This window comes from Arthrobacter sp. (assembly GCF_048266065.1).
Lineage (GTDB): Bacteria > Actinomycetota > Actinomycetes > Actinomycetales > Micrococcaceae > Arthrobacter_H.
In genome coordinates this window covers 205,973-226,140 of the sequence record NZ_JBLXAH010000007.1, presented here as the reverse complement: position 1 = coordinate 226,140, position 20,168 = coordinate 205,973, and the positions used below count along the sequence as shown (strand labels likewise).

At 68.5% G+C, this 20,168-nt stretch carries 22 protein-coding genes and 1 tRNA gene; 8 read left to right on the top strand and 15 right to left on the bottom strand.

Annotation, left to right across the window (positions count from 1 at the left end):
• Window positions 1-8: 8 nt before the first annotated feature.
• The 5 genes from rlmB to ACN0TP_RS13350 form a co-directional block, all read right to left on the bottom strand.
• Window positions 9-998: a 23S rRNA (guanosine(2251)-2'-O)-methyltransferase RlmB gene (gene rlmB, locus ACN0TP_RS13370; RefSeq protein WP_417219703.1), complete on the bottom strand. Its 990-nt coding sequence runs from the start codon at window positions 996-998 to the stop codon at window positions 9-11.
• Between the two features lie 99 nt (window positions 999-1,097).
• Window positions 1,098-2,567, bottom strand: a complete 1,470-nt coding sequence (gene cysS / locus ACN0TP_RS13365) for a cysteine--tRNA ligase (RefSeq protein WP_417219701.1) — start codon at window positions 2,565-2,567, stop codon at window positions 1,098-1,100.
• Window positions 2,564-3,073, bottom strand: a complete 510-nt coding sequence (gene ispF, locus ACN0TP_RS13360; RefSeq protein ID WP_417219699.1) for a 2-C-methyl-D-erythritol 2,4-cyclodiphosphate synthase — start codon at window positions 3,071-3,073, stop codon at window positions 2,564-2,566. Before ispF ends, cysS begins: the two co-directional genes overlap by 4 nt.
• Entirely contained in the window at window positions 3,070-3,873 is an 804-nt protein-coding gene (gene ispD, locus ACN0TP_RS13355) for a 2-C-methyl-D-erythritol 4-phosphate cytidylyltransferase (protein WP_417219697.1), read from the bottom strand. Before ispD ends, ispF begins: the two co-directional genes overlap by 4 nt.
• Before the next feature lie 113 nt (window positions 3,874-3,986).
• Window positions 3,987-4,469: a CarD family transcriptional regulator gene (locus tag ACN0TP_RS13350; protein WP_417219723.1), complete on the bottom strand. Its 483-nt coding sequence runs from the start codon at window positions 4,467-4,469 to the stop codon at window positions 3,987-3,989.
• Window positions 4,470-4,786: 317 nt separating this feature from the next.
• Here ACN0TP_RS13350 and ACN0TP_RS13345 point away from each other — a divergent pair, with 317 nt between their 5' ends.
• The gene (locus ACN0TP_RS13345; RefSeq protein WP_417219696.1) at window positions 4,787-5,326 is read left to right on the top strand and encodes a hypothetical protein; all 540 of its coding nucleotides are present in this window, start codon (window positions 4,787-4,789) and stop codon (window positions 5,324-5,326) included.
• A 114-nt stretch (window positions 5,327-5,440) separates the two neighbouring features.
• Here the strand turns inward: ACN0TP_RS13345 and ACN0TP_RS13340 are convergent, their stop codons facing one another.
• Window positions 5,441-6,121: a winged helix-turn-helix domain-containing protein gene (locus ACN0TP_RS13340; protein ID WP_417219695.1), complete on the bottom strand. Its 681-nt coding sequence runs from the start codon at window positions 6,119-6,121 to the stop codon at window positions 5,441-5,443.
• Window positions 6,118-7,350, bottom strand: coding sequence for a sensor histidine kinase (locus ACN0TP_RS13335; RefSeq protein WP_417219694.1), 1,233 nt, complete (start codon window positions 7,348-7,350; stop codon window positions 6,118-6,120). The genes ACN0TP_RS13340 and ACN0TP_RS13335 overlap by 4 nt, the downstream gene beginning before the upstream one ends.
• A 179-nt stretch (window positions 7,351-7,529) precedes the next feature.
• On the opposite strand from ACN0TP_RS13335, the gene phoU reads away from it, so the two are divergent.
• Complete coding sequence (phoU, locus tag ACN0TP_RS13330) at window positions 7,530-8,189, top strand: phosphate signaling complex protein PhoU (RefSeq protein ID WP_417219692.1); 660 nt, start codon at window positions 7,530-7,532, stop codon at window positions 8,187-8,189.
• Between the two features lie 76 nt (window positions 8,190-8,265).
• On the opposite strand, the gene ACN0TP_RS13325 is transcribed toward phoU, so the two are convergent.
• On the bottom strand, window positions 8,266-9,012 hold the full coding sequence (locus ACN0TP_RS13325) for a phosphoglyceromutase (RefSeq protein WP_417219691.1): 747 nt from the start codon (window positions 9,010-9,012) through the stop codon (window positions 8,266-8,268).
• An 85-nt stretch (window positions 9,013-9,097) separates the two neighbouring features.
• On the opposite strand from ACN0TP_RS13325, the gene ACN0TP_RS13320 reads away from it, so the two are divergent.
• Complete coding sequence (locus ACN0TP_RS13320; RefSeq protein ID WP_417219690.1) at window positions 9,098-9,943, top strand: class I SAM-dependent methyltransferase; 846 nt, start codon at window positions 9,098-9,100, stop codon at window positions 9,941-9,943.
• A gap of 39 nt (window positions 9,944-9,982) precedes the next feature.
• Here ACN0TP_RS13320 and ACN0TP_RS13315 read toward each other — a convergent pair whose 3' ends face one another.
• Both ACN0TP_RS13315 and ACN0TP_RS13310 read right to left on the bottom strand, forming a co-directional pair.
• The gene (locus tag ACN0TP_RS13315) at window positions 9,983-10,294 is read right to left on the bottom strand and encodes a DUF2516 family protein (RefSeq protein ID WP_417219689.1); all 312 of its coding nucleotides are present in this window, start codon (window positions 10,292-10,294) and stop codon (window positions 9,983-9,985) included.
• Window positions 10,295-10,330: 36 nt separating this feature from the next.
• Entirely contained in the window at window positions 10,331-11,476 is a 1,146-nt protein-coding gene (locus tag ACN0TP_RS13310) for a trans-sulfuration enzyme family protein (RefSeq protein ID WP_417219688.1), read from the bottom strand.
• A 90-nt stretch (window positions 11,477-11,566) separates the two neighbouring features.
• On the opposite strand from ACN0TP_RS13310, the gene tmk reads away from it, so the two are divergent.
• The 5 genes from tmk (at window position 11,567) to ACN0TP_RS13285 (ending at window position 15,421) form a co-directional block, all read left to right on the top strand.
• Window positions 11,567-12,220 carry a dTMP kinase gene (gene tmk, locus ACN0TP_RS13305; protein ID WP_417219721.1) on the top strand — a complete coding sequence of 218 codons (654 nt, stop codon included), beginning with the start codon at window positions 11,567-11,569 and terminating at the stop codon, window positions 12,218-12,220.
• A complete protein-coding gene (locus tag ACN0TP_RS13300; RefSeq protein ID WP_417219687.1) occupies window positions 12,217-13,407 on the top strand; it encodes a DNA polymerase III subunit delta' in 1,191 nt (396 codons plus the stop codon). Before tmk ends, ACN0TP_RS13300 begins: the two co-directional genes overlap by 4 nt.
• Window positions 13,404-14,930 carry an alpha/beta hydrolase gene (locus tag ACN0TP_RS13295; protein WP_417219686.1) on the top strand — a complete coding sequence of 509 codons (1,527 nt, stop codon included), beginning with the start codon at window positions 13,404-13,406 and terminating at the stop codon, window positions 14,928-14,930. Before ACN0TP_RS13300 ends, ACN0TP_RS13295 begins: the two co-directional genes overlap by 4 nt.
• 84 nt (window positions 14,931-15,014) lie before the next feature.
• Window positions 15,015-15,087: transfer RNA gene (locus tag ACN0TP_RS13290), tRNA-Thr, on the top strand.
• Window positions 15,088-15,196: 109 nt separating this feature from the next.
• Window positions 15,197-15,421 (top strand): hypothetical protein, encoded by a 225-nt coding sequence (locus tag ACN0TP_RS13285; protein ID WP_417219685.1) that lies wholly within the window; start codon window positions 15,197-15,199, stop codon window positions 15,419-15,421.
• Between the two features lie 146 nt (window positions 15,422-15,567).
• On the opposite strand, the gene ACN0TP_RS13280 is transcribed toward ACN0TP_RS13285, so the two are convergent.
• From ACN0TP_RS13280 to ACN0TP_RS13260, 5 genes are all read right to left on the bottom strand, one after another.
• A complete protein-coding gene (locus ACN0TP_RS13280; protein WP_417219684.1) occupies window positions 15,568-16,413 on the bottom strand; it encodes an aldo/keto reductase in 846 nt (281 codons plus the stop codon).
• 75 nt (window positions 16,414-16,488) lie between these two features.
• Complete coding sequence (locus ACN0TP_RS13275) at window positions 16,489-16,944, bottom strand: hypothetical protein (protein WP_417219683.1); 456 nt, start codon at window positions 16,942-16,944, stop codon at window positions 16,489-16,491.
• A 2-nt stretch (window positions 16,945-16,946) separates the two neighbouring features.
• Complete coding sequence (locus tag ACN0TP_RS13270) at window positions 16,947-17,522, bottom strand: bacterial proteasome activator family protein (protein WP_417219682.1); 576 nt, start codon at window positions 17,520-17,522, stop codon at window positions 16,947-16,949.
• Window positions 17,523-17,589: 67 nt separating this feature from the next.
• Window positions 17,590-17,796, bottom strand: a complete 207-nt coding sequence (locus tag ACN0TP_RS13265; RefSeq protein WP_417219681.1) for a YbdD/YjiX family protein — start codon at window positions 17,794-17,796, stop codon at window positions 17,590-17,592.
• Window position 17,797: 1 nt separating this feature from the next.
• Window positions 17,798-20,053, bottom strand: a complete 2,256-nt coding sequence (locus ACN0TP_RS13260) for a carbon starvation CstA family protein (RefSeq protein ID WP_417219680.1) — start codon at window positions 20,051-20,053, stop codon at window positions 17,798-17,800.
• Window positions 20,054-20,168: the final 115 nt, after the last annotated feature.

Below are 20,168 nucleotides of genomic sequence, written 5' to 3'. Positions count from 1 at the left end.
CTCTCGTCCTATGCTGCCCGGAGGCGGGACACCTCGTAGAGGGTGATGCCCACGGCCATCGAGGCGTTGAGGGATTCCATGGCCGATTCGATCGGGATGGAGACGATCTGGTCGCAGGTTTCCCTGACCAGCCGGGAGAGCCCCTTGCCCTCGGACCCGACGACGATGCACAGCGGTTCGGTGGCCAGCGGCAGGCCGGTGAGGTCGACGTCGCCGTCGCCGTCGAGGCCGATGACATACACGCCGGCCTGCTTCATGGTCTTCAGCGCCGCCGTCAGGTTCGTCGCCCGGGCCACGGGAACGCGGGCCGCTGCGCCGGCGCTGGTCTTCCAGGCCGAGGCCGTCATGCCCACGGAGCGGCGTTCGGGGACGATCACCGCGTGGGCTCCGAAGGCCGAGGCCGAGCGGATGATGGCCCCGAGGTTGCGCGGGTCGGTGATGCCGTCCAGGGCGATGAACAGCGGGGTGTTCTTGATGTACCCCTTGGCCGCCTTCTGCAGGGTCTGTTCCACCGATTCCACGGCGTCCGGGTAGTCGTACGGGGGGACCTGCAGGACCAGGCCCTGGTGGATGGAATCGTCGGTCATCCGGTCCAGCTCCGGCTTGCCGGTTTCCATGACGGCCAGGCCGCGCTCGGCCGCGAGCTTGAGGACCTCGCGCACCCGGTCGTCGACGTCGATGCGGATGGCCATGTAGAGGGCCTTGGCGGGGATGTCGGCGCGCAGCGCCTCCAGGACCGAATTGCGTCCGGAGACCATTTCCTCGGCGTTCTTGCTCCGGCCGGAGCCGCGGCCAGCGGGGCGCTGGCGGCCGGTGCCGGGCTTCGCGGCGGCGCGTTCGGCCAGCTGCTTGCTGCGGTAGGCCTTGTGGTAGGTCCGTTCCTCGGCCTTGGGCGTGGGGCCCTTGCCCTCGAGCGCCTTGCGGCCGTGGCCTCCGGTGCCCACGGTGGGGCCCTTCTTCTTCTTCGGTGCGCCGCCGTGACGCTTGGGTGCTGCCATGGGATGAAATCCTTGATGTTGGTGGGGTCGGGTCCGCGCTCTCGCGATGCCCGGCAACCCCCTATTTTACAGGTGGAAGCGCAGTTCTCCGACGGGGCCCTATTTCAGCGACCAGCGGGCGCCGTCGGCCGAGTCCTCCACGACGATGCCCGCGGCGGCGAGGGTGTCGCGGATCCGGTCCGCCCGCGCCCAGTCCCTGGCCGCCCGCGCCTCGACGCGTTCTTCCAGCTGCGCGGCCACCAGCGTGTCCAACGCCTCCTGCTGGGCCGGGGACCCGCCCTGTGTCCCGTCGCCGGCGGCGTCGTCCAATCCGAGGGTGGACGTCATGGCCAGCACCTGCGCCAACGCCTGGCCGGCGGCCTCCAGCTCACCGGCGGCCAGCGCCTTGTTGCCACGGCGCACGCTCTCATGCAAGGCGGCCAGGGCCTGCGGGACGTTCAGGTCGTCGTCCATGGCCGCTGCGAAGTCGTCGGTGACCTCGAAGTGCTCCAGGTCCAGTTCGAAGTCGGCCCCCGGGGCGACTGCGTGGATGCGTTGCAGGGCGTTGGCGATGAACGTGTCGATGCGTTCGACGGCGGCTGCGGCCTCCTGCAGCGAGCTGGGCTTGTAGTCCAGCTGGGACCTGTAGTGGGCCTGGCCCAGGAAGTAGCGCACCACCCGGGCCGGGGCGGCGTCGAGCATCTCGGCCGGGGAAATGGTGTTGCCGATGGACTTGGACATCTTCTCGCCCTCGAAGGTGACCATGCCGTTGTGCATCCAGAAGTTCGCGAACCCGTCGCCGGCGGCGGTGGATTGGGCGAGCTCGTTCTCGTGGTGCGGGAAGCGCAGGTCCAGTCCCCCGCCGTGGATGTCGAAGGCGGTGCCGAGGTACTTGCCGGCCATCGCCGAGCATTCCAGGTGCCAGCCGGGACGGCCGCGGCCCCACGGGCTGGGCCAGGAGGCGGTGGCCGGGTCGGTGTCCTTGTGCCCCTTCCACAGGGCGAAGTCCCGCGGATCGCGCTTGCCGCGCGGATCGGCGTCGGGTGCCGCCTGCAGGTCCTCGACGCGTTGGCGGGTCAGGGCACCATAGGCCGGGTAGGAGAGCACATCGAAGTAGACGTCCCCGGAGTCGTCGGTGGCCGGGTAGGCGTGACCGGCGTCGATGAGCCGGGTGATGAGTTCGTGCATCTCGGTGATGTGGCCGGTGGCGCGCGGTTCGTAGGTCGGCCGGCGCACCCCCAGGGTGTCGTAGGCCAGCGCGAAGGCCTGTTCGAAGCGGTAGGCCAGCGCGTACCAGTCCTCGTCCGGCTGGTAGGCGTCGTCGCCGTCGAAGTCCTCGGCGAAGGAGGCTGCGGACTTCTCCAGGATCTTGTCGTCGATGTCCGTCACGTTGCGCACCACGTCCACGCGCAGGCCCCGGTATTCGAGCCAGCGAACCAGGATGTCGAACGCGATCGCCGAGCGCACGTGCCCCACGTGCGGCATGCCCTGGACGGTGGCGCCACAGTAGTACAGGCCCACGCGCCCCGGTGTCAGGGGAACGAAGTCCCGGACCTGTGCCTGCTGGGTGTCATAGAAACGGATGCTCACCGCTCAAGGTTATCGGACGCGGGGTAGACCAGTGCGGTGGCGTAGGCCGTGATGCCCTCCCCCGCCCCCTCGTAGCCGAGCCCGTCCGAAGTGGTGGCGGTGACGGTGATCGGGGCGCCGGCGGCAGCGGACAGCACGGCGTCGGCCTCGGTGCGGCGGGGCCCGAACTTCGGGCGCCGGCCCACGAATTGGACGGCGACGTTGCCGATCTCCCAGCCTGCGGCGCGCACCAGCCGGGCTGCCTCGGCCAGCAGGCTCGCTCCGGAGGCCCCGGCGAATTCGGGCCGGTCGGTGCCGAAGTGGGTGCCCAGATCCCCGATCCCGGCGGCGGAGAACAGGGCGTCGCAGGCGGCGTGTGCCACGGCGTCGCCGTCGGAATGGCCGGAGAGCCCGCGTTCGCCGGGCCAGTGCAGCCCGGCCAGCCACAGCTCGCGGTCGGGGTCGGGGTCCACGGCGTGCACGTCGATGCCGATCCCGGTGCGCGGGATCAGGGGGCGGGGGGTCATCGCGGCTCCTCGGTGGTGGTGGTCGGGGACGGGGCCTGGTCGCGGGTCCGGTCGCCGGCCAGCATCGCCTCGGCCAGCAGCAGGTCCAGCGCGGTGGTGATCTTGAAGGCCGCCGGATCGCCGGGGACGACCAGGACCTGGTGTCCGGTGCGTTCCATCAGGGCGGCGTCGTCGGTAATCGCCGCGGCCTCGGCCCGGCTCCACCCCGCGGCGGCGGCGTGCGCGGCGGCGAGGGCACCTGCTTCGAAGCCCTGCGGTGTCTGGATGGCCCGCAATCCCGAACGGTCGGGGGTGCCGGTGACCGGCGCGGCGTCGGGGATGCCGTGGGCGGGGCGGGTCGCGGGGTCAACGACCTTGATGGTGTCCGCCACGGCCACTCCGGGGATCACTGCGGTGCCTCCTGCCTGCAGGGCCTCGACAATGCGGATGAACACCTCCGGCGGGGTCAGGCAGCGGGCCGCATCGTGGACCAGGATGTGGTCGACGGGGCCGAGTGCCTCGATGCCGGTGCGCACGGAGTCGGTGCGTTCGGCGCCCCCGGCGGTGGTGGTGATGGCCGTTCCGGTGTCCCGTCCGAGGTCGGCGCAGATCCGCCGCAGGTGTTCGTCACCGGGTGGGAGCACTGCCACCACGGTGGTCGCGACGCCGGAGGCGATGATGCCCCGCAGGGCATGTTCGAGCAGGGGCTTCCCGGCCAGCGGCACCAGGGCCTTGGGCATGCCCCGGCCCAGACGGGTGCCGGAGCCGGCCGCGACGAGGACGACGCCGATGCGAGGTGTCGAGGGGGCGGTGTCAGTCACGGTCCCACCTTACCGGCGGGCAAAGGAAAGACCCGGCCACCGTCGGGTGGCCGGGTCTGGTGCCGGTCGTGCCGGCCTCTCGCCGTTCCGGATGGCCGGAGCGACGTCGTTGCCTAGGAGGCGAGCACCTCGTCGAGGACGGTTTCCGCCTTCTCCTCGTCCAGCTTCTTGGCCAGGGCCAACTCGCTGATGAGGATCTGGCGCGCCTTCGAGAGCATGCGCTTTTCACCGGCCGACAGTCCGCGGTCGTTGTCGCGGCGCCACAGGTCGCGGACGACCTCTGCCACCTTGACGACGTCACCGGACGCCAGCTTTTCCAGGTTTGCCTTGTAACGGCGGGACCAGTTGGTCGGCTCCTCCGTCAGTTCGGCACGCAGGACGTCAAAAACATGTTCCAGCCCCTCCTGGCCGACGACGTCCCTGACGCCAACCAGATCAACATTTTCTGCCGGAACCTCGATTGTCAGATCTCCCTGCGCGACCTTGAGCTTGAGATACATCTTCTCTTCGCCCTTGATCGTCCGCATCTTGATCTCTTCGATCATCGCCGCACCGTGGTGAGGGTAAACAACCGTTTCGCCAACCTCAAAAACCATCTGGATAAACCCCTTTCCCGGAATCAAGTTTATCACGAATATGGTTCTATTACCGGCGCGTTGCCCGTCATCTAGCGGGAGGAGGGCCATAATCCGCCCTTGCAATTTCTGCCATTGATGCTAGCGCGCACGAATGCGCACCCCGGGCCGCGGGTGCCCCCTCCCCCGCTCCGGGGACCGTCATGCTCCCGGTGGAGTCATACTTTTGCGGCGAAACCGATTAGGCTGGAGGCAATGCTTTTTATGCCCGGCGTGGAACCCACTCGTCCGCACGGGGCGACAACACCAGAGAAGAACCTTGTAGAGGAGTTTGTGCCGTGATCACCGCACAGAAGTTCCGCGGCCGCAAGACCGCGACCGTTGCCGCCTTCGCCTTGCTGGCGGCCGGGATGACCGGATGCAGCGCGGTGAACCAGCAGGCCACCACCATGCACTACGCGGCGTCCGATGGCATCGTCTTCGACGTCGCCAGCATCGAGGCACGCAACCTCATGCTGGTCACGAACTCGGCCGACCAGAAGGCCCGCTTCATCGGCAGCCTGATCAACGACACCGACCAGCCGGCCTCGGTGGAACTGACGGTGGATGGCAATTCGGCCACCATCGAGGTTCCCCGCAAGTCCTCGGTCGAGCTGGAGGACGACGCCAACAAGACGGTGCTCCCCCGCGCCGGCGTCGAGCCCGGATCGCACGCCGACCTGACCGTCAAGGTCGGTGCCAGCAGCGCCACCGAGTCCCTGCCGGTCGTCAACGGTGCGCTGCCCGAATACCGTCCGTACCTGCCCGAGGGCTACAACGCCGACACGGTCAAGCACCTGGAGCCGACCGCGCCGATCCTGAAGCCCGAAGGCCACTAGGCCCGACCCCACGGCATGCGCTGGGCGGCCGGGTCCCCGCGGGGATCCGGCCGCCCTTGTTGTGTTTCCGCGCGTTGTGCCCGCGCGCGGGGCGGGGTGCCCCGCCGTCGTGCTTTAGGCCTCGAACTTGTAGCCGAGCCCGCGCACCGTCACCAGATGCACCGGGGCCGCGGAGTCCGGCTCGATCTTCGAGCGCAGGCGCTTGACGTGGACGTCCAGGGTCTTGGTGTCCCCGACGTAGTCCGCACCCCACACCCGGTCGATGAGCTGGCCGCGGGTGAGCACGCGTCCGGCGTTGCGCAGGAGCATCTCGAGCAGCTCGAACTCCTTGAGCGGGAAGGAGACCTGCTCGCCCTGGACGCTGACGGTATGCCGTTCCACATCCATGCGCACCGGGCCCGCCTGCACGGTGGCGGCGACCAGTTCCTCCGGCTCGCCCTGCCGGCGCAGCACGGCGCGCACGCGGGCGACCAGTTCCCGGGCGGAATAGGGCTTGGTGACGTAGTCGTCGGCGCCGAGCTCCAGGCCCACGACCTTGTCGATTTCCGCGTCCTTGGCGGTGAGCATGATCACCGGGACGCTGGAGCGTTGGCGCAGCTGCCGGCAGACCTCGGTGCCCGGCTGACCGGGGAGCATGAGGTCCAGCAGGACCAGGTCGGCCCCGTTGCGGTCGAACTCGACGATCGCGTCGATCCCGTTGTCGACGACCTGGACCTCGAAGCCCTCCTTCGTCAGCAGGTACTCCAGCGGGTCGCTCAGCGACTCCTCGTCTTCGACCACCAGAATGCGGGTCAAATTCGGCCTCCTTGTTGTGTGGCGCGGCGTGGGTTCACGCCGGGGGTCTCGTGGCCGGGTTCCCCCGCGTCGTCGGCGTCCGGCGCCTCGCGGGGGGCCTCGTCGGCCTGTTCGTGGCGGGGCATGCGCACCGTGAAGGTGGAGCCCTGGCCGGGCTGGGACCACAGCGTGATTTCGCCGCCGTGGTTGGAAATGACGTGCTTGACGATGCTCAGGCCCAGACCGGTTCCCCCGGTCTGGCGCGTGCGGGCGGCGTCGACCCGGTAGAAGCGCTCGAAGATGCGTTCCTGTTCCTCCGGGGCGATGCCGGGGCCCTGGTCGGTGACGGAGACCTGCACCAGCCCGTCGCGCGAGCGGACGCCGACCCCGACGCTGGTGCCCTCCGGCGAGTAGCGGATGGCATTGTCGATGAGGTTCCTGAAGGCGGTCATCAGCAGGTCCCGGTCCCCGAAGATCCTGTCATCGGTGTGGCCGCCGACGGTGATGGTGATGTTCTTGCCCTCGGCGGTGAGCTTGTTGCGGTCCACCGCCTCGGCGATGGCCCGGTTCACGTCCACCGGCTGGCCGGCCAGGACCACGTCCGTGCCCTGCAGGCGGGAGAGCTCGATGATGTCCTGCACCAGCGCGCCGAGCCGACGGGCCTCCTTGTCCAGCCGGGTCGAGAAGCGGCGGACCGCCACCTCGTCGTCGGCCGCCTCGTCGATGGCCTCGGAGAGCAGCCGGATGGCACCTACCGGCGTCTTGAGTTCATGGGAGACGTTGGCGACGAAGTCGGTGCGGACCGCCTCGGTCCGGGTGATCTCCGTCCGGTCATCGGCCAGCAGCAGGATGTATTCCTCCCCCAACGGGGCGACCCGCACGTGCACCACGATGGTCCCCTGGCCGAGCGGGCCCAGCGGCAATTCGAACTGGCGTTCCTCGATGACGCCGTCGGCCCTGACGCGTCGGGCCAGCGAGAGCAGCTCGGCGTGCACCATCGTGTGGCCACGGACCAGGCCGTAGGCGTAGGCGGCCGGGTTGGCGCGGACCACGCCGTCGATGTCGTCGACCACCACGAAGGCCCGTCCCACCACGGAGAGGATCTCGGCGGCACCCTCGGGCAGGGTCGGTTCGCCGACGTCGACGACGGCCCGGCGCTGCATCCGGCTGTAGCGGTACGCGAGGAGCCCCACGACGCCGAGCGCCAGGCCCACCAGGCCGGCCATCACGATCATCAACGCTTCATCCACGGAACTAGCGTAGCCCGGCCTCAACGGGGCCTTGCGCCCATATGACGGGCCGGAGCGCCCCATTCACCCAATGTTCATGCGGCGGCGGTCCTTGGTTAAGGTGGGGGTGGAAGGGTTGGACCCTACAGTGCCCCACCCCTGCCCGGGGGAGCGGGACAGCAGCTATGAAAGGACGCCCAGTGCGCAAGGTTTTCCAGGCCGAACTCCAGACGATCGGCGAGGAACTGACGGAAATGGCCTCCCTCGTGGCCGATGCCATGGAACGGGCCTACTCCTCGTATGCCGGGGCCGATACCGAGATCGCCCAGGAAGTGATCGCCGCCGATGCACGCGTGGACTTCATGCAGAACCAGTTGGATGAGCGGGCCATCGACGTGCTGGCCCTCCAGGGCCCGGTGGCCTCTGACCTGCGGATGATCGTCGGTTCACTGCGGATGAGCGCCTCGCTGGAGCGGATGGGTGACCTGGCCCGCCACATCGCCCAGCTCGCCCGCCTGCGCTACCCGGCCAACGTGGCCCCGGACTCCGTCGCCCCGGTCTTCGCCGAAATGGCCGAGCTCGACGTGCAGATCGCCCGGAAGCTGATCACCCTGCTGGAGACCCGCGACCTGGACATCGCCGCGGAGATCATCACGATCAACACCCGGATCGACGACCTGCATGCCAGCGTCTTCAAGATCGTCGCGGCACCGGAGTGGAACGAGTCGGCGCCGCGGACTGCCGACGTCACGCTGACCAGCCGCTACATGGAACGCTACGGCGACCACGGCGTCTCGGTCGCCCGCAAGGTCAACTACCTGGTGACCGGCGAGTGGGAGCCCGGCAGCTCCGAACGCTAGGACCAACGTCGAAGGGGGCCGGCCGGCGCATGTGCGTCGGCCGGCCCCCTTTGTCGTTTCCTTCGACGGGCCGGGGCTACTTGCGGCCCTGGTTGGCCACCGCCTTGATCGCGTCGGCCGCGGCGTCGGCGTCGAGGTAGCGCCCGCCGGGCGTGACCGGGGCGAAGTCCTCGTCCAGTTCATAGACCAGCGGGATGCCGGTGGGAATGTTCAGGCCAGCGATGTCCTCGTCGGAGATGCCGTCCAGGTGCTTGACCAGGGCGCGCAGCGAATTGCCGTGCGCGGTGACCAGGACCGTCTTGCCGGCCTGCAGGTCGGGCCGGATCGCGGACTCCCAGTAGGGCAGCATGCGCTCCAGGACGTCCTTGAGGCATTCGGTGCGCGGGGCATCCTCGCCGAGGTCGGCGTAGCGCCGGTCCCCGATCTGGGAGAACTCCGAGTCGTCGTCCAGCGGCGGCGGCGGGGTGTCGTAGGAGCGGCGCCACTGCATGAACTGGTCCTCGCCGAACTCGGCGAGCGTCTGGGCCTTGTCCTTGCCCTGCAGCGCACCGTAGTGGCGTTCGTTCAGGCGCCAGTCGCGGCGGACCGGGATCCAGGACAGGTCGGCTGCCTCCAGGGCCAGGTTCGCGGTGATGATCGCGCGCTTGAGCAGGGAGGTGTGCAGCACGTCGGGGACCAGGCCCTCGGCGGTGAGCAGCTCTCCGCCGCGCACTGCCTCGGCGCGTCCCTGCTCGGTCAGCGGCACATCGTACCAGCCGGTGAAGAGGTTCTTTTCGTTCCATTCGCTCTGCCCGTGGCGGAGCAGGATCAGGGTGTGCGTCATGAATTCATCCTATCGGGCGTGAAGTCCGTTACTTTCCCCCATGACTGGTCATGAAGGGGTCCGGCGCCACCTTATATTTTTGGTTGTGGTGCAAAAGGCTCAGCGGCTTGGCGGCCGGCACCAGGCCGGGCGTCCCGTGGGCAACCCCACCCGCGGCACCACGAACCCGAACCGGATGCGCCGGGTGGACCGGTGGATGACCGGTACCCAGGAATTCCGTTTGCGCCCCGCCGTCACCGGCGCCCCTCCGATCTGCGTGGACCTGGGCTATGGGGCCTCGCCGCGCACCGCCGTCGAATATTTCCAGCGGCTGCGAGCCGTCAACCCCCGGGTGTCAGTGGTGGGACTGGAGATCGATCCGGGCAGGGTCCGGGAAGCGAAGGCAATGGAGGTCGAGGGGTTGTCCTTCGATGTCGGCGGCTTCGAGATCCCCACCGCGCGCAATCCCCTGCTCATCCGTGCCTTCAATGTCCTGCGTCAGTACAACGAGGAGGATGTCGCCGCGATCTGGAAGGCCCTCGCGGCACGGCTCGATCCGCAGGGGCTGCTCATCGAGGGCACCTGCGATGAGATCGGGCGGATCAGCACCTGGGTCGGCGTCGCCCCCGAGGGGCCGCTGACCTTGAGCATCTCGGTGCGTTTCGGGGCGGTCCACCGGCCCAGCGACGTGGCCGAACGCCTGCCCAAGGCGCTGATCCACCGCAACCATCCCGGGGAACGGGTCCATGAATTCCTGGCAGCCGCCGATGCCGCCTGGCTGGCGTCGGCACCGTTGGCGGCCTTTGGCCAGCGCCAGCGGTGGATTGCGATGTGCAGGACGTTGCGCGTGCAGGGGTGGCCGGTGCGCGACGGGGTGTCCCGCTGGCGTTTGGGCGAGCTCACCGTCGACTGGGCGTGTGTGGCCCCGCGGACCGGGTCGCTGGCGCTCTGAGGCCGCTGGCGCCCTGAGGCCGCCGGCCCGCCGGACCGGTCAGTAGTTGTAGTACCCCGGGGAGCCCTTGCCGCCCACGGACGGACGCACATCGGCGAGGTAGACGCAGGAGATGCACGCGGCGATCAGCTGCAGGAACCCGGCACCACCGGAACCCAGGAAGCTGAACACGCACACGGCGGCCGAGACGCCGGTCAGGCCCAGCCAGAAGCCCTTGGTGCGCTTGTTCTCACGCAGGTAGTTGGCCGCCGGGTGGCGCACGGCATCGATGAAGGCCCACAGGCCGAGCACCAGGGCCACCAGGCTCAGGAGCCGGAACAGGTACGTCTCGAACAACAATGCGGTTAACACAAGCGCCAGTCTAGGCGACGTGGCCCCGATCCACCGCTAGCGCGTCGACGTCAGCGCGGCGTCCAGGTCCTTCCAGAGGTCCTCGACGTTTTCGATCCCGACGCTGAGCCGGATCAGGTTCACCGGGACCGAGTCCGGCTCCCCCGGGTGGCGGCGGCGCCGTTCGGCCAGCGATTCGACCCCGCCCAGGCTCGTGGCCGGGGTCCACAACCCCAGGGCGGCCAGGACGGCTTCGGCCGCTGCCTCTCCCCCGGCGACGGTGATGGCCACGATCGAACCGAACCCGTCCATCTGGGCTGCGGCGCGTGCGTGCCCGGGATCGGAGGCCAGCCCCGGGTACCTCACGGATTCCACGGCAGGGTGCGCCTCCAGCCGGCGGGCCAGCTCCCCGGCGTTGGCCTGGGCGCGCTCGACGCGCAACGCCATGGTCCGCAGCCCGCGCAGCGTCAGCCAGGCCTCGAAGGGCCCGGGGATCGCCCCGTGGAGCGAGCGGTGCCCGTGCAGCTTCGCCCGCAGGTCGGCATCGCTGGTGAGCACTGCACCGAGCACGACGTCGGAATGCCCGCCGATGTACTTGGTCGCCGAATGCACCACGACGTCGGCGCCGAGTTCCAGCGGGCGCTGCAGCAGCGGAGTGGAGAAGGTGTTGTCCACCACGCACAACACGCCGGCGGCACGGGCGGCTGCGGCGAGCGCCCGCACGTCGGCGACCTCGAGCATCGGGTTGGTGGGGCTTTCCAGCCAGAGCAGGTCGGCGCCCTCGAGCAGGGCCACAGTGGCCTCGGTGTCTTCCACATCGGCCAGGCGCACGGTGATCCCGGCCCGGGTCTGCAGGTCGGCCACCAGGGACAGCGAGCCGTTGTAGCTGTGCCGGGGCACCACGATCGTGCCGCCCAGGGGAATCAGCGACATGGCCGAGGCCACAGCCGCCATCCCCGAGGCGTAGAGAAGCCCCGGCAGGGCGGCGAACTCCAGCTGCGCCAGTGCCTCTTCGAGCGGGTCCCAGGTCGGGTTGGAGAACCGCCCGTAGACCCGTTCCCCGGCCCCCGGCGTCCCGGCCCCGAAGAACGTGGAGGACAGCACGATCGGCGGATTCACCGGTGCGTCCGGCTCGCGCGGCGGACGCCCGGCGGCGACGACGACTGTATCGGGGCAGAGATCCTGGGAGTGCGATGGGGCCATGCCAAAATCGTAGACCCCGCCCCCGTCCACACCCGAAGCCGCGACAGCGTGTTACCGGCCGCTGGCCGATAGGCTTAGCCGGTGAATGAAATGCAGCGCACGCCCGGGGCCCTGTTCGTCGTCCTCGAAGGCGGCGACGGTGCGGGCAAGTCCACGCAGGCGGCCCGGTTGGCCACCCACCTGCAGGAGCGCGGCCGCGAGGTCGTGCGCACCCGCGAACCCGGTGGCACCCCGATCGGCGAGAAACTGCGGTCCCTGGTCCTGGACCACGGCCACGGTGAGGTCGATGCCCGGACCGAGGCCCTCCTGTTCGCCGCGGCACGCGCCGCCCACGTCGAGCAACTCATCCTGCCCGCCCTCGCCCGCGGCGCCACCGTCATCTGCGACCGCTACATCGACTCCTCCGTCGCCTACCAGGGCGTCGGCCGGGGCCTCGGCACCGAGCAGGTCCTGGCGGTGAACCGCTGGGCCACCGGTGGCCTGCGCCCCGACCTGACCATCCTGCTCGACGTCGACCCGCGGGCCGGGCGGGACCGCCGCACCCAGGGGGACGCCACCGAGGACCGGCTTGAATCCGAGCCCGACTCCTTCCATGCGCGGATCCGCCAGGCCTTCCTGGACCGTGCCGGAAACGAGGACGGCGCCTACCTGGTCTTGGATGCCTCCCTGGCCGTGGAGGACCTGGCCGGGCAGATCTGCGCAGCGGTCGACGCGCTCGGACACCCGGAAGGATCCACCCCATGAGCACTGCCACGACACTGCCCGGGGTCTGGGCGGACCTCCCCGGACAGGACCAGGCCGTCGACGCGCTGCGCCGTGCAGCGGCGCAGGGAGCCCCCTCGCATGCCTGGCTGTTCACCGGCCCCCCGGGATCGGGACGTTCAAATGCCGCCCGCTCGTTCGCCGCGGCCCTGCAATGCGACGTCGCCGACCCCGAAGCTCGCGGGTGTGGCCAGTGCAGGCCCTGCCGCACCGTCATGGCAGGAACCCACCCGGACGTCGCCCTCATCGCCACGGAGAAGGTCGCCTACCAGATCGATGACGTCCGGCAACTGATCGCCAAGGCCCAGGACCGCCCCTCGACGGGAACGTGGCGGATCATCATCGTCGAGGATGCCGACCGCATGACCGAGCGGACCACCAACGTCCTGTTGAAGTCGATCGAGGAACCGCCCCCGCATACCGTGTGGATCCTGTGCGCCCCGAGCCCCGCCGACGTGTTGGTGACCATCCGCTCGCGGTGCCGCCCGGTGACGCTGGGGGTGCCGTCCCGGACGGCGGTGGCCGAGCTGCTGGTGCGCCGCGACGGGTTGACCCCCGAGCAGGCGGACTTCGCCGCCCGCGTCTCGCAAAGCCACATCGGCATCGCCAGGCGCTTGGCCCGCGACGAAGGGGCCCGGCAACGCCGTGATCGCACGGTGCGCCTGCCCCTGCGCCTGGGCAGCGTGTCCGATGCTGTCATCGCCGCGGGCGACCTGGTGGAGCTCTCCACGGCGGAGGCCACCGCCTCAGCGGAGGAACGCGGTGCCGCCGATACCGCAGCGCTGCGCGAATCCCTGGGCTTGGCAGCGGATGCCCCCGTGCCCCCGCAATTGCGCAGCCAATTCAAGGCCCTGGAGGAGCTGAACAAGCGCCGGGCCAAGCGCGGAGTCAACGACTCCCTGGATCGGGCGTTGATCGACTTGACCACCTTCTACCGCGACGTCCTGACCCTGCAGCTGTCCACGGGCAGTGAACTGGTCAACGCCTACCTGGAGCGAGAGCTCACGGGGATCGCCCACTCCTCGACGCCCGAGCACACGCTGGCGCGCATCGACTACATTGCCGAGGCGCGGCGCCGCATCACCGCCAACGTCCAGCCGTTGCTGGCCATGGAGGCCATGATGGCCGGATTGCTTCCGGCCAGGAGCCAAGGAGAACCCCGCGCATGACCTTCCCCCGACGCCGGCTGCGCTGGGCAGCCGCCGCCAGTTCCCTGCTGCTCCTCACCGGCTGCAGTGGCGGCCCCTCCTCCGGTCCCGAGGCGGACGCCGGGTCGACGGCATCGGTGCCCACCCCACCGGCGGGACTGGAGAAGTACTATTCCCAGACACTGGACTGGACCAGCTGCTCGACGTCGTTCGAGTGCGCCGAGGTGGAGGTGCCCCTCGACTACCAGCACCCGGACCGGGACTCCATCAAGCTCTCCGTGGTGAAGCTGGATGCCCGCGGCACGTCGAAGGGGACGTTGCTGGTCAATCCCGGTGGCCCCGGTGCCTCCGGCGTGGATCTGGTCATGAATGCGGGTACCCAGATGTTCTCCGCCGACCTGCGCAAGGGGTATGACCTCCTCGGCTTCGATCCGCGCGGGGTCAGCCGTTCGGCGCCGGTGACGTGCCAAACGGATGCCGAGCGCGATGAGGCCCGGACCGAGGACCCGGATCCCACCACCGACGCCGGGTTGGCGGAGCTCAAGGAGTTGAGCGAGCAGTTCGCGGATGCCTGCGCCGCGAAGACGGGCAAGGAACTCGGCTTCATCGACACTGTCAGTTCCGCCAAGGACCTGGATATCCTGCGTGCCGTCAATGGCGATGCACGGTTGAATTATTTGGGCTTCTCCTATGGAACGAAGCTCGGTGCCACCTATGCCCAGCTTTATCCGAAGAACATCGGGCACATGGTGCTCGACGGGGCGATGGACCCCTCCCTCGACAACGAGGAAGTCACCCTCGGGCAGGCCGCCGCCTTCGAGAAGGCGATCACCGCCTACCTCGAGGATTGCCTGCGACGCCAAAACTGCCCGTTCGACGGCGATGTCGACCAGGCCCGCGACCAGCTGCATCAGTTGTTCGCCTCCATCGAGCAGTACCCGCTGACGGCCCAGGATGGCCGCGAGGTCGGCATCACCGACTTCGTCAGCGGTTTCCTGGTGGCCTTCTACGAAAACGCCTATTGGCCGACACTCACCGATGCCCTCAATGCCGCCATCTCCGGTGATCCGACGCAGATGCTCGCCCTGGCGGACATGAGTGCCGGACGCGAGGAGGACGGTTCCTATACCGGCAACGCGGACTCTGCGTTCATCGCCATCAACTGCCTGGACTACCCGGTCGACACGTCCCTGGCCGGGCAGCGCCAGGACGCGAAGGAGCTCGAGCAGGCGTCGCCGACCATCGGCAAATACCTCGCCTATGGTGGCTTTGCCTGCCAGGACTGGAAGTTCAAGCCCACCGGCACCCCGGCGCCGGTTTCGGCCCCCGGAGCGGCACCGATCGTCATCATCGGCACCACCGGGGATCCAGCCACTCCGTATGCCTGGTCGCAAGCGCTGAACAAGCAGTTGGAGTCCTCGGTGCTGTTGACCTTCCACGGGGAAGGCCACACCGCCTACGGCCGCAGCAATGAGTGCATCGGCAACGCGGTGGACGAGTACTTCCTGGACTCGACGGTGCCCGAGGACGGCCTGCAGTGCTGAGGGGCGGGCCGGTGGATGCGTTCGTTTTGACCGCTGGCGAAGCGCTCCTATAAACTAACTGCTTGTGGCCCGCGCGGCTACGGTGCCTCCTTAGCTCAGTTGGTAGAGCGTTTCACTCGTAATGAAAAGGTCGCCAGTTCGATTCTGGCAGGAGGCTCACCTTTCAAGAAGGCCGTTCCCCGGAGAAAACACCGGGAAGCGGCCTTCTTGTTGTTCCCGTGTCTTTGCGGAATCGACCCGGTCCGACCTCCCGAAAGGCCCAGCCCATGACAACGAATGCCCAACGACAGAAGATCCGCACGGCCGGTGACTTCATGATCGTCGGTGGCACGCTGCTCGCCGTCGTGGCGGCCTTTCTGGGATTGATTCTGCTCTTCTCCGGCAGCGGGGCCGCGCTGGTGTTGTCCGGGGTTCCCACCGGGCTCCTGCTCATGGCCGTCGGCTACCTCAAGCGGATTGCCACGGCGCTCACGCCGCCAGCGGCAGACTAGCCAGGCTCCCGGATCCCCGATGCGCTGAAGCCGCTCCCGACGGTGGCAGCGGTACCGGCCAACGCGCTGTCAGCCATGGCTGGGGCCTCCACCAGAAGAGCCCGCCACCTCACGGTGGCGGGCTTTTCTGCATCCGGGGTTGGGGGCTACTCGAAATCGCTGACCGACGGATCCGGTCCGATGCGGCCTTCGGTACCGCGGTCCAGTCCGTTGATGGCCTCGATGTCGCCGTCGTCCAGTGTCACACCGAGTGCTTCCCAGTTCTCCACGATCCGCGACGGCGTCTCCGACTTGGGGATCACCACGTTGCCCAGGGCCAGGTGCCAGGCAATGACGACCTGCGCCACGGTGGCACCGTGCTTGGCTGCAATGCCGGCCAGCACTGGGTTGGACAACAGGTCCGAGCCCTGGCCCAACGGTGACCACGACTGGTGGACGATGCCCCGCGAGGCCTCGTAGGCGCGCAGTTCGGCCTGCGGGAAGTACGGGTGGGTTTCGACCTGGTGGATCGCCGGCGCCACGCCGGTGGCCTCCTCGATCTCCTTCAGCGCCTCGACGGTGAAGTTGCAGACGCCGATGGACCGCACGCGTCCGGACTTCTGGAGTTCCACGAGGGCCTTCCAGGTCTCGACGTGCTTGCCCTGCTTCGGCTGCAGCCAGTGGATGAGGAAAAGGTCCAGGGAGTCCAGGCCCAGGCGCTCCAGCGACGCATCAAAGGCGTCGAGGGTCTGCTGGTACCCTTGGTCGGAGTTCCAGACCTTGGTGGTGATGAACAGGTCCTGCGGGTCCAGGCCGGAGGCTGCCACGGCCCGGCCGACGCCTGCCTCGTTGCCGTAGATCCGGGCGGTGTCGATGTGGCGGTAGCCGGCTTCGAGCGCCAGCCCGACCACCTTTTCCGCGACGTCGTCCTTGACCTTCCACACCCCGTAGCCGAGCTGCGGGATGGTGTTGCCGTCGTTGAACGTGGTCTGGGGTGATTCGTATGTGGTCATTGACCTATCCTGTCACCGGATCCGCGGTGGAATCGACGTCAACGGACCCGCTCCGCGCTGGGCGAACGAGTCGCTTCAGCCAACGGCTGCGAGGGCTTCCTCCGCGGCGCGGACGCCGTCGACGACCAGGTCGGCACGGAACGCGACGTTTTCCAGTCCTGCCGAGTTGTAGCCCCAGCGTTCACCGTCGAGCCGGGCCATGGCGGCGGCCTGTGCCGCTGCGGCCAGGTCGTTGGCGGCCTTGGACAGGGTGCGGTGGACACCTGCATGGCTGCCGGGGATATCGGTGCCCGAACTGGGCCGTTGGCCCTGGGCGGCAACGCAGACCGCCCGCACCCTCGGCTGCAGGTCCGCCAGGTGGTCGGCAATCATCACCAGTGCGTTGTAGAGCTCATCGGATTCGATGCCCTCCAACACCTGGTGGAAACGGTCCAGCCCCCGGCTGAAGCGGTCGTGGGCGCGGCGCCAGACGCCGTCGCCCAGCTCCTTGTCGTCGCGTCGGGCGCCACGCATCTGGGCCATCCATCCCATGCTCAGAGGTACTGTCCGGGTCCGCCGTCGGCATCGGCGCTGGCCTGCGCACCGCGGTCGGGACCGCCCGGGGCCATGCGTTCGGGTTCGCCGCGTTCGTTGATGACGATTCCGGGGGCCACCTGGGTTCCGGGAGGCAATTCACGCAGTTGGATGCGTTGGGCGAGCTGCTGGCTGGCCATCTGCTGCGCCGCCAGTGCGGTCTGGATGCCGTGGAAGACGCCCTCCAGCCAGCCGACCAGTTGGGCCTGGGCGATCCGCAGTTCCGACTCCGAGGGGGTGCTGCCTTCGGTGAACGGCAGGCGGATCCGCCGCAGTTCGCTGGCCAGTTCCGGGGAGAGGCCGTCCTCGAGTTCGACGACTGAGCGTTCGTGGATGTCGGCCAGGGTGGTCCGGGCCTCGGCGTCGAGCGGCGCGGCCTTGACCTCTTCAAGCAGCTGCTTGATCATCGAGCCGATGCGCATGACCTTCGCCGGTTCGTCGACGAGCCCCTGGATCCTGAAGGACTCGGCGGGGGGTCCCTCGGGATGGCCTTCCACCGCAGGAGCCGGCGGCCGTGGCTGCACGTGTTCGCTCATGGTCCCATCTTGCCATGATGCGACGAGGGTGGGGCCGGTCACCCGGCCCCACCCTCGTCGTCGTGCATCAGCAGCAACGCCCCTGCGGGTTGCGTTCCTCCCAGTCGTACTTGTCCCGCCAGAATTGGCGCTCGGTCATCGGCTCACACCCCGGATGCGTTGCGGCATGATGGGCGACGTACCGGTGGTAGGCGTCGGCGCCCATCATGCCCTCGAGGTACCAGCGCACCTTGCCCAGGCTCTTGCGTACTGCCGGGAACAACGCGGTGGCCATGTCAGTGACCGCCGCCGTGGTCGGCTCGTTCCGTCGCCGGAACGTGCTTCCAGCGGGCCTCCAGTTCCTTCTCTGCAGGACTGGTGATGATGCCCGAGGGGGCATAGATCCGCGATTCCACCCGCGGGTCCTCGGTATCCGCTGCCGTCCCCGGTGCCCGGTAGGCACGGATGGTCGCCAGGATGGCCGTGATGATCACGATGATGGACAGGACCACGAAGATGATCGAGAGGGTGCCCTGGACGCCGGTATTGCGCACCACTGCCTCCATGGCCTCGACGTTTTTGGCGGTGCCGAAGCTGTCCTTGCCTTGGGCCAGCGCCTCCTTGAAGGAGTTGTGCTGGGCCCAGTAGCCGACCTTGGCAACCGGGGAGAAGATCTTCTCCCACGAGGCCCAGATCGTGATGACCGCGGTGAAGGCCAACGGCACGGCAACGATCCACAGGTAGCGGAAGTTGCCACGTTTGGCCACGATGGCCAGCACGACAGCCAGGGCGATGGCCGCCAGCAGCTGGTTGGCGATGCCGAACAGCGGGAAGAACGTATTGATCCCGCCCAACGGGTCGGTGACCCCCAGGATGAGGATGTACCCCCAGCCGGCGACCATGACCGCCGTGCACAGCCAGGCGCCGGGGCGCCAGGAGGTGTCCTTGAACTTCGGGATGAAGTTGCCGATGGTGTCCTGCAGCATGAACCGGGCCACGCGGGTTCCGGCGTCGACGGCGGTAAGGATGAACAGCGCCTCGAACATGATGGCGAAGTGGTACCAGAAGCCCATCATCGCGGTGCCGCCGAACCACTGGTGCATGATGTGGGCGATGCCCACGGCCAGGGTCGGGGCGCCGCCGGTGCGCGAGACGATGCTCTCCTCGCCGACGTTGGCCGCCAGGTCGGTGAGCATGTTCGGCGTCAGGTGCACGCCGGTCAGGCCCAGGCTGTTCACGAACGCGACGGCCGACTCGACGGTTCCCCCGGTGGAGGCCGCCGAGGAGTTCATCGCGAAGTAGACACCGCGGTCGATGGAGATCGCGGCAACCAGCGCCATGATGGCCACGAAGGACTCCATCAGCATGCCGCCGTAGCCCAGGAAGCGGGTCTGCTTTTCCTTCTCCACCATCTTCGGGGTGGTGCCCGAGGCGATCAGCGCGTGGAAGCCCGAGAGCGCACCACAGGCGATCGTCACGAACAGGAACGGGAAGAGCGAACCGGCCACCACCGGGCCGTCGGCCCGTCCGGCGTACTCGGAGAAGGCCGGCACCGAGATGGTGGGACGCACGATGATGATGGCCACGGCCAGCAGGCCGATGACGCCGATCTTCATGAACGTGGACAGGTAGTCGCGCGGTGCCAGCAGGAGCCAGACCGGCAGGATCGCCGCGATGAAGCCGTAGACGATGATCGACCAGGCGATCACGGGGCGGTCCAGGTGGAACAGTGCCGAGCCGAGGTCGGATTCGGCGACCCAGCGGCCGGAGATGATGGCGAACATCAGCAGGACGAACCCGATGATCGAGATCTCCAGGACCTTCCCCGGGCGGATGAAGCGCAGGTAGCAGCCCATGAACAGGGCGATCGGGATGGTCAGCGCCACCGAGTACACGCCCCAGGCGGATTCGCCGAGTGCGTTGACGACGACGAGGGCCAGGATGGCCACGATGATGATCATGATCGCCAGGGTGGCGATCAGGGCCGCGGTGCCGCCGATCAGGCCGAGCTCCTCGCGGGCCATCTGGCCCAGCGAGCGTCCGCCGCGGCGCATGGAGAAGAACAACACGAGGTAGTCCTGCACGGCTCCGGCGAAGACGACGCCGACGATGATCCAGATCGTGCCGGGCAGGTAGCCCATCTGGGCGGCCAGCACGGGGCCGACGAGCGGGCCGGCGCCGGCGATGGCCGCAAAGTGGTGGCCGAAGAGGACCCGGCGGTCCGTGGGCATGAAGTCGCGGCCGTTGGAGTTGTACTCGGCCGGGGTGGCCCGGGAGTCATCGGGACGGGCGATCTTGCGCTCGATGTACTTCGCGTAGAAGCGGTAGAACACCAGGTAGGTGCACACCGCGGCGAAGACGAACCAGATGGCGTTGATGGTCTCGCCCCGGGAGATGGCCAGGACCGACCAGGCGACGGCGCCCAGCAGGGAGATCGCGGCCCACAGGACGATCTTGGCCGGAGTCCATTTGCGTTCTTCGGCCTCGGCGACCTCGGGGGCAACCGCGCTGGGCGGTAATTCCGCGGGTTGGGTGGATGGGTGTTCACTCATGTGTTGATGCCTTTACTCTCAAAGATGCGTTGCGACCTGCCGTCGACAACCCTGACGTGAGCTGTGGCACGGTGACGGCCGCGCCTACAGGGTAACCCGCGGGCACGCCGTCGAG

Bases quoted from the DNA above. Each gene is read 5' to 3' on its own strand.
- rlmB (WP_417219703.1), bottom strand. From the start codon at position 998: ATGGCAGCACCCAAGCGTCACGGCGGCGCACCGAAGAAGAAGAAGGGC.
- ispF (WP_417219699.1), bottom strand. From the start codon at position 3,073: ATGACCCCCCGCCCCCTGATCCCGCGCACCGGGATCGGCATCGACGTG.
- ACN0TP_RS13350 (WP_417219723.1), bottom strand. From the start codon at position 4,469: ATGGTTTTTGAGGTTGGCGAAACGGTTGTTTACCCTCACCACGGTGCG.
- ACN0TP_RS13325 (WP_417219691.1), bottom strand. From the start codon at position 9,012: ATGACGCACACCCTGATCCTGCTCCGCCACGGGCAGAGCGAATGGAAC.
- ACN0TP_RS13310 (WP_417219688.1), bottom strand. From the start codon at position 11,476: ATGGCCCCATCGCACTCCCAGGATCTCTGCCCCGATACAGTCGTCGTC.
- tmk (WP_417219721.1), top strand. From the start codon at position 11,567: ATGCAGCGCACGCCCGGGGCCCTGTTCGTCGTCCTCGAAGGCGGCGAC.
- ACN0TP_RS13300 (WP_417219687.1), top strand. From the start codon at position 12,217: ATGAGCACTGCCACGACACTGCCCGGGGTCTGGGCGGACCTCCCCGGA.
- ACN0TP_RS13295 (WP_417219686.1), top strand. From the start codon at position 13,404: ATGACCTTCCCCCGACGCCGGCTGCGCTGGGCAGCCGCCGCCAGTTCC.
- ACN0TP_RS13285 (WP_417219685.1), top strand. From the start codon at position 15,197: ATGACAACGAATGCCCAACGACAGAAGATCCGCACGGCCGGTGACTTC.
- ACN0TP_RS13280 (WP_417219684.1), bottom strand. From the start codon at position 16,413: ATGACCACATACGAATCACCCCAGACCACGTTCAACGACGGCAACACC.
- ACN0TP_RS13275 (WP_417219683.1), bottom strand. From the start codon at position 16,944: ATGGGATGGATGGCCCAGATGCGTGGCGCCCGACGCGACGACAAGGAG.
- ACN0TP_RS13270 (WP_417219682.1), bottom strand. From the start codon at position 17,522: ATGAGCGAACACGTGCAGCCACGGCCGCCGGCTCCTGCGGTGGAAGGC.
- ACN0TP_RS13265 (WP_417219681.1), bottom strand. From the start codon at position 17,796: ATGGCCACCGCGTTGTTCCCGGCAGTACGCAAGAGCCTGGGCAAGGTG.
- ACN0TP_RS13260 (WP_417219680.1), bottom strand. From the start codon at position 20,053: ATGAGTGAACACCCATCCACCCAACCCGCGGAATTACCGCCCAGCGCG.